This is a genomic window from Pseudomonas sp. IT-P395 (genome assembly GCF_949767675.1).
Classification (GTDB): domain Bacteria; phylum Pseudomonadota; class Gammaproteobacteria; order Pseudomonadales; family Pseudomonadaceae; genus Aquipseudomonas.
In genome coordinates this window covers 24,146-32,033 of sequence record NZ_CATKPW010000020.1, presented here as the reverse complement: position 1 = coordinate 32,033, position 7,888 = coordinate 24,146, and the positions used below count along the sequence as shown (strand labels likewise).

The 7,888-nt window shown below is 57.5% G+C and carries 5 protein-coding genes and 1 rRNA gene; 2 read left to right on the top strand and 4 right to left on the bottom strand.

Features of this window, described 5'->3' with window-relative positions:
* Positions 1-118 precede the first annotated feature (118 nt).
* Positions 119-234, top strand: a 5S ribosomal RNA gene (gene rrf / locus ACM6IN_RS15105).
* 71 nt (positions 235-305) lie between these two features.
* Here the strand turns inward: rrf and ACM6IN_RS15100 are convergent.
* The 4 genes from ACM6IN_RS15100 to ACM6IN_RS15085 form a co-directional block, all read right to left on the bottom strand.
* Positions 306-1,484: a PepSY-associated TM helix domain-containing protein gene (locus tag ACM6IN_RS15100; RefSeq protein WP_007918968.1), complete on the bottom strand. Its 1,179-nt coding sequence runs from the start codon at positions 1,482-1,484 to the stop codon at positions 306-308.
* A gap of 78 nt (positions 1,485-1,562) precedes the next feature.
* Positions 1,563-4,067 carry a TonB-dependent siderophore receptor gene (locus ACM6IN_RS15095; protein WP_414916288.1) on the bottom strand — a complete coding sequence of 835 codons (2,505 nt, stop codon included), beginning with the start codon at positions 4,065-4,067 and terminating at the stop codon, positions 1,563-1,565.
* Between the two features lie 88 nt (positions 4,068-4,155).
* Positions 4,156-5,157: a FecR domain-containing protein gene (locus ACM6IN_RS15090; RefSeq protein ID WP_007918973.1), complete on the bottom strand. Its 1,002-nt coding sequence runs from the start codon at positions 5,155-5,157 to the stop codon at positions 4,156-4,158.
* Positions 5,157-5,657: a sigma-70 family RNA polymerase sigma factor gene (locus ACM6IN_RS15085; protein WP_007918975.1), complete on the bottom strand. Its 501-nt coding sequence runs from the start codon at positions 5,655-5,657 to the stop codon at positions 5,157-5,159. The genes ACM6IN_RS15090 and ACM6IN_RS15085 overlap by 1 nt, the downstream gene beginning before the upstream one ends.
* Positions 5,658-5,961: 304 nt before the next feature.
* On the opposite strand from ACM6IN_RS15085, the gene ACM6IN_RS15080 reads away from it, so the two are divergent.
* Positions 5,962-7,842: a methyl-accepting chemotaxis protein gene (locus tag ACM6IN_RS15080; RefSeq protein WP_007918977.1), complete on the top strand. Its 1,881-nt coding sequence runs from the start codon at positions 5,962-5,964 to the stop codon at positions 7,840-7,842.
* The last annotated feature ends 46 nt before the right edge of the window (positions 7,843-7,888 follow it).

The window sequence follows — 7,888 nt, the reverse complement described above, 5'->3', positions numbered from 1 at the left end:
GTCATCGTCAAGATTAAATTCCGAAACCCCAATTGCGAAAGCAGTTGGGGTTTTGTTTTAGTAGAAGTAACCGTTTTTGCTGGCTTGTTACCGTGTTGACGGGCCAGATACAGAATTTCTTGACGACCATAGAGCGTTGGAACCACCTGATCCCATCCCGAACTCAGAAGTGAAACGATGCATCGCCGATGGTAGTGTGGGGTTTCCCCATGTGAGAGTAGGTCATCGTCAAGATTGAATTCCGAAACCCCTGTCTGCTAACGCAGACAGGGGTTTTGTCATTTCAGGACCTGCAAAACCAATGATCAAACAGCTTTACGTGCCTTGCTGATACGTCGAGCCTGCCATTTGCGCCACCAGATGTAGACGCCAGTCCCCGACAAACCCGCCATCAAAATACCTAACACCGCGATCATTACCTGCCCTGTAACTCCAATGATCCGTCCTCCATGTATCGGTAACTGCAACCGATAAAATTGCTCTCCCAACGTTCCCTGCCCAGCAATCTCCTGCCCTAACAATCGCCCGTCCGTACCATGAAAGAACAACCAGGATTTGCCATGGGCTTCGGTGTCGTGCTGTCCAAAACCAGCGCCGTAGAAGTTGTACTCAAAGCTGTAATACAACTCCCCGATCGCCGCTGTCAGTCCTAACCTTTTCCCCTCCTGCAACGCCCTCTCATACGCCTGTTGATAACTCAATTGCGTCACCCCCAACTGTGAAGGGGGCATTCGGCCTCGAGCCTCGTAGACGCTCGGTTCAATCGGTGAAAACAACGAAACCGCAGGCTTGAATACCTGGCTCGGCAAGTTCATGGCGACGCTGCTGACAGCGATCGGCAGGAGCAACAACCACAGCCACAACCCCCCAGCACGATGTAGATCGAAGTTGAGTCGATAGGCATGCCCACCCTTCACCTTCCAGGCGGTCGACCACTTTTTCCAGAATGGCTTTCCTCGCGGCAATGTCAGCCACAGCGCAACGAAGCAATCGATCACCCAGGCAATGGCAACCAGACCCATCAACAACAATCCCCAATTACCCGGCAACGTCAGGTTGTAGTGGAACTCAAGAATGAACGGGACAAAATTCTCCCGTTGAAAACAGCACTCCCCCCAATACCTCTGGCCCTTTTGCTCAGCACTCACCGGATCCAGATAGAACACCTGATTACGCTCAGTGAATGGCTGGCCGGTCCCCGGATCGTTACGCGGGACCATCGCAAGCAACGCGGTGTGGCCCGCCTCATTCGGGTACTCCATGTACCAGACCTGTAACCTTGGATGGGCACTCTGCACGGCATCAACCAAATCACCGGGCGGCAGTCGCTCACCCACTGCAGACGCCGCATAAAACTGCGGATTCAACCATTCATCCAGCTCATGATTGAACGCCAGAATGCTTCCCGTGACCCCGGCAAGCAGCAAAAAAACTGCGGTGGCCAAGCCGATATAACGATGCAACAACACCAGAAACGCACGCATGAGAATTTCCCCACAGAAACGACAAAGCCAGCCCCTGAAAAATCAGAGGCTGGCTTTTTTATGCACAGGACGGAAGGTTTAGAACTGGTAGCTCACCGTCGCCGCCACGTTGCGCTCTTCGCCCATGTAGCAGAAGTTCAGGCTTGCGCAGGAAGCGACGTAGGACTCATTGGTCAGGTTGTTCGCGTTCAGACGAACATCAACGCCCTTCAAGCCGACCTTGCCCAAGTCATAGCCAATCGAGGCATCGAACAGCGTGTAGGAAGGCACCTTGAGGGTATTTTCCGCATCGGCCCAGCTGTAGCCGACATAACGCACGCCGCCGCCGAGTCGCAGGCCATCGAGTGCCGCGTTGTCGAACTTGTAGTCCGCCCACAACGACGCCATATGACGCGGGGCCTGTGTCGGCGAGTTGCCCTTGTTCTCGATTACGTCTGTCGGCGTACTCAAGGTGCTGACCATCGACTTCGAGTATTCGATATCGGTGAAGGTGTAGCTGCCGAGGACTTTGAGGTTATCGGTCAACTGCATGTGCGCTTCCAGTTCCAGACCCTGAGAGCGGACGGCACCGACCGCACGATAGAAGTTTTCCTGCGGCAGTTTGGTCGCCAGATTCTCCTGATCGATGCGGAACAGCGATGCGGTGAACAAATTGTCAGTGCCTGGCGGCTGATACTTCATACCGACTTCCCACTGTGTTCCGTCGGTAGGTGCCAAAGGATTGCCGGCGCTGTCAGCATAGGAGTTCGGGTTAAACGACTCGGAGTAGCTGATGTATGGCGCCAGTCCGTTATCGAACAGGTACAGCGCACCCGCACGGCCAGTTAGCTTGGTGCGGCGATCATTGATCTCTGTGTCAACCGGACGCCCGGCTTCAGCGATACGATTTTCGTCCGAAGTCTCGACCCAGTCCTGACGCAGGCCCAGCGAGAAGCGCCACTTGTCCATCTCGATCAGGTCTTGCAGGTAAACCCCGGTCTGCTCCAGACGCCGCAGGTAACTGGTCTCGCCATACATATCGACCGTCGAGTTGCCGTACACCGGGTTGAATGCATTGATCGGTGCAAGACCGCCGCTGGTCCAGTCGACCACGGTTTTGCGCCGCTGATAGTCGGCGCCCATGAGCACCGTGTGTTTGGTCGCGCCGGTGAAAAATTCAGCCTGGAGCATGTTGTCGACGATAAACGCATGCAGACGCTCATCCCCGCCGGTGTAATAGCGGTTCAGCTCGTTGCTGGTAGGCGAGGTCCAGCCATAGGCGTAGACCTGATCCATGTTTACTTTGGAATCGAGGTAACGGAAATTCTGGCGAGCGGTGAAGACGTCGTTGAAGCGATGTTCGAATTGATAACCGAATGATTGCTGATCACGGGAATAGCCATCGACGCCCGGTTCGCCTTCGAAGAAATGCGGCGAGATGCGGTTGCCATTGCGCTGATGAATGGTGCCGTCGGCCGGTACACCGCCGTGGTAGCCGCCATCCGGATCGTGTTGCAGATACGCCTGCAACGTCAGCGAAGTGTCTTCACTGAAATCGATACTCAACGTCGGTGCGAGGGCGAAGCGTTTTTCTTTGTTGTGGTCGAATTGCGTGTCGGACTGATCCGTTAACCCGGTCAGACGATAGGCAATACGCTTGTCGTCATCGACCGGGCCGCTGAAGTCAAAACCGACCCCGCGCTGCCCCTGCGTGCCGAACGTGGCTTGCACCTGATGGTAAGCCTCGTAGAGCGGTTTTTTGCTGGTCAGCGCCACCAGGCCGCCAGGCGAACTGCGACCGTACAGCACCGACGAGGGTCCCTTGAGAATGTCGACGCGCTCAAGAAAATACGGATCGACTTGCATGGTGCTGTAAGTACCGCTGTCACCCATCGACTTGAGGCCGTCGAGGTAGATGTTGTCGACCGAGCCGTCGTTGAAACCGCGCATCGCCACATAGTCATAGCGATGGGTCGCGCCGTACGGATTGGTCAGCACACCCGGCGTGTAACGCATTGCCTGCGAGACAGTCTGCGAGCCTTGGTCATCCATTTGTTCGCGAGTGACCACCGATACGCTTTGCGAGGTTTCCAGCAACGCCGTACTGGTCTTGGTGGCGATCTGGCTGTGCGTGGCGTTGTAGCCATCCATGCTGCCCAAGGCGTTGCCGAGGGCGAAACCTTTGATATCGGTGGTTGGCAGGGCCAGCGCTTCGGTTTCAGCGAGCGGACGCAGGACGTAGCTGCTGCCATCCTGGCTGACCGCTTCCAGACCGGAGCCACCGAGCAAATGGCTTAACGCCTGATCGGTCGAATATTCACCCTGTACGCCCGGCGATTGCCGGCCCTGAGTTTGCTGCGGGGTCGTCGACAACGTGATGCCAGCCTGACGTGCAAATTGATTCAGCGCCTCACCCAACGGGCCCGCTGCAATGTTGTAGCGATGGCTGAGTTCACTGGCCGCTGGATTATCCGCCATGCTCAAACCGGGCATCACACCAACGCCCAGCACCGTGGAAAAAAGCGCTGCCCGAACGGCGTGGCGCAACAGGCCCGATTCTGCAGTTAAATTCAGAGTGTTCTTACAGGTGGCGCGGACAGTCATTGTAGGTTTCCGTAGGAAGTCGCAAACGCTTGAATTGAAGTGCTTACTGACTAAGCCGGACCTGCAGCGAAAACCCGCCAAAATAATTTCAGGCAACGCGCTCCAGCGTCACCCACCAACGCGTGCGATAGCGCAATTGCACCGGCAACGTCTGCGGCAGAATCGCCAACAGCTTGTCGGTGTCTTCCAGGCGGAATACGCCGGACAGACGCAACTCGGAAACGTCAGACGCACAACTCAGAAAGCCCTGACGATAACGGCTGACTTCGCTGAGAAAATCACCCAGACGCATATTGCGCGTGACGATCAAGCCGTCGACCCAAGCGCCAGCATCCATAGCCAGCGGCGGTGCAGGGCGAACCCGATGGTGATCGATCAGATAACTCTGCCCGGCCAATGCTTCCACCGAAGTGCCGCCGGAGCGGATCGCAACCTGACCATGGGTGACGCTGAGCCGAGTGCAATCATGTTCCTGACGCAGGATGAATCGGGCATCGAAAGGTTCATAAGTACCGTGACGGTTTTGTATCCGCAGCGGCCGATCAGACGGCGCGCCCTCGTCGGAGCCGCCACAGGTGACAATAATTTCGCCGCGCGTCAGTTTGATCAGCCGCTGCTGTGCGGTGTAATCCAGATCCACTGCACTCGCGGTGTTCAGTTCGATCCGCGTGCCATCCGGCAACTGAAAGCCGCGCCGCTCGCCCGTCGCCGTAGCGTAATCGGCGCTCCATTGCTGCCACGCGGCCGTGTCTTTGGCCAGCCACGCGGCGGAGCCCATCAGCAATGCGCCAGACAACAGCTTCAAGGCCTGTCGCCGGCCAAGACCCTGAGCACTGTTTTCCAGGGTGTTGAACGCCACTTGCGCACCGGGCACCGCACGCAGGTTATTGCTCAACTCGGCTTGCAGCGACTGCACCCGTTGCCAGGCCAGTTCGTGCTCATGGTGTTCGGCGCGCCACTGTTCGCACTGGCGATTCAACCGCGGGTTGCCATGGTTGTTGCGCAAGCGCAGCAGCCAATGGATGGCTTGTTTGACTACGTGCTGTCGAGGCTCGGCGCGGCGACCGACTGAGACGTTATCCACCGGCATCAGCTTTCATACCGCAGCACATAGCAGTGATACAGGGCGTCGGCGACGTAACGTTCAACCGAACGCAGGGAAAGCCCCATCTGTTCGGCGATCTGCTTGTGGGTTAAACCTTCGCACTGCGCCAGCAGAAAGGCCTGACGCACTTTCGGCTTCAGTCCTTCAAGCATGCGCGCGATGCTCTCCAGCAATTCGATCACCAGCGCCCGGGCTTCGGCACTCGGTGTTTCTGCTTCAGGCAAATGGGCGATCGTTTCGAGATAGGCACGTTCGATTTCCTCTCGGCGCCAATGATCGATCACCAACCCACGTGCAATCGTGCGCAGGAAGGCGCGAGGCGACTTGAGTTCGAGGCGTTCGGTGCGCTGCAGCAGGCGCAGGAAAGTGTCCTGCGCCAGATCCGCCGCATCTGCCGCATTGCCCAGCCGCGCGCGCAGCCAAGCGTTAAGCCAGCCGTGATGACTACTGTAAAGCGCCTGTACTGCAAACTCAGGTGAGGACATCAACGCCAACGTCACAAATGATAATTACTCGCATTGTCATCAAGGGTTACGAAATTTGCAACTGCCACCCGAACATCAACCCTGAAAAACATCGGGGCGAACGCTCTGGCACGCCGTTCGGCGGGAATCCTGCAGAAACTCCATCCATTTCCCGCTCAACCCTAAGATTTCTCCGACACGTGCCGACAGACTGGTGAGACATGCGTGCACCAAATCAGAGCAGCCGTTAGAACGCTGCCTGCGCTGTACATGGAATGTTGCATCCGGAACGCATCCCCACTTTTCGCATAAGAAGTCCCATGAAATGAATCTCAAGTTCAGCCATAAAATCCTGTTGGCCGCCTCGGGCGTCGTGGTCCTGGCGTTCGCGCTGTTCACCCTCTACAACGACTACCTGCAGCGAAACACCATTCGCCAGAACCTTCAGTCCTCCGTGCAGCAGGCCGGTGATCTGACCGCCAGCAGCGTGCAGAACTGGATGAGCGGGCGGATCCTGGTGCTGGAAAACCTTGCGCAAAACGTCGCGCATCAGGGCAAGGACGCCGATTTCCCGGGCCTGGTCGATCAGCCGGCCTTCACCTCGAACTTCCAGTTCACTTACGTCGGTCAGGCCAACGGTGTGTTCACCCAGCGCCCTGACGCGAAGATGCCGGACGGCTACGACCCGCGTCAGCGTCCTTGGTACAAACAAGCCGTGATCGCTGACAAAACCATGCTGACGCCGCCGTACATGGCAGCGGTTGGCGGGTTGGTGGTAACCATCGCCATGCCGGTGAAAAAGAACGGCGAGCTGCTTGGCGTGGTCGGTGGTGACCTGAGCCTGGAAACCCTGGTGAAGATCATCAACTCGGTGGACTTCGGTGGCCTTGGCCATGCGTTTCTGGTCAGCGCCGACGGTCAGGTGATCGTCAGCCCGGACAAAGATCAGGTCATGAAAAACCTGAAAGACATCTACCCGAACACCAGCGTGCGCATCGAGAAGGGCAACCAGAACGTGGTGCTCAATGGCCAGGAACGTATTCTGTCGTTCACCCCGGTCAGCGACCTGCCGAATGCGCAGTGGTACATCGGTCTGTCGATCGACCGCGACAAAGCCTACGCCGCACTCAGCCAATTTCGCACCTCGGCGCTGATCGCGATGTTTGTTGCTGTGGCTGCGATTGCGCTGCTGCTGAGCCTGTTGATCAATGTCCTGATGCGTCCGCTGACCACCATGGGTCGTGCGATGCAGGACATTGCTCAGGGCGAAGGCGATCTGACCCGTCGTCTGGTGGTTGAGAGCAAAGACGAATTCGGTGAATTGGGCAGCGCATTCAACCAGTTCGTTGAACGGATTCACGCGTCGATTTCCGAAGTGTCCTCGGCAACCCGCCATGTGCATGACTTGTCGCAGCGCGTGATGGCGTCGTCCAATGCTTCGATCGTCGGTTCCGACGAACAAAGCGCGCGCACCAACAGCGTGGCTGCCGCGATCAACGAGTTGGGCGCCGCCACTCAGGAAATCGCCCGCAACGCCGCCGATGCTTCGCAACACGCGAGCGGCGCCAGCGAGCAGGCTGATGACGGTCGTCAGGTAGTCGAGCAGACGATTCAAGCGATGACCGAGTTGTCGCAGAAAATCAGCCTGTCGTGCACGCAGATTGAAACCCTGAATGCCAGCACCGACAACATCGGCCACATCCTTGATGTGATCAAAGGCATCTCGCAACAGACCAACCTGCTGGCGCTCAACGCGGCGATCGAAGCTGCGCGTGCCGGTGAAGCCGGGCGTGGTTTTGCGGTGGTGGCGGACGAGGTGCGTAACCTCGCCCATCGCACCCAGGAGTCGGCGGAAGAGATCCACAAGATGATCACGTCGTTGCAGATCGGTTCGCGCGAAGCGGTGACCACGATGAACGCCAGTCAGGCGTCCAGCGAGCAGAGCGTGGAAGTGGCCAACCAGGCCGGTTTGCGTCTGGTCAGCGTGACCCAGCGTATCGGCGAAATCGACGGGATGAACCAGTCGGTGGCAGCGGCGACCGAAGAGCAGACCGCCGTGGTGGAAACCCTCAACGTCGACGTTAACCAGATCAACCTGCTGAACCAGCAGAGCGTCGCCAACCTCAATGAAACGTTGAAGGATTGTGATGCGTTGTCGCAGCAGGCTAACCGTCTGAAGCAATTGGTCGACAGCTTCAAAATCTGACCGCGTTATCGTTCTTCGCGAGCAGGCTCGCTCCCACATTTGGAAT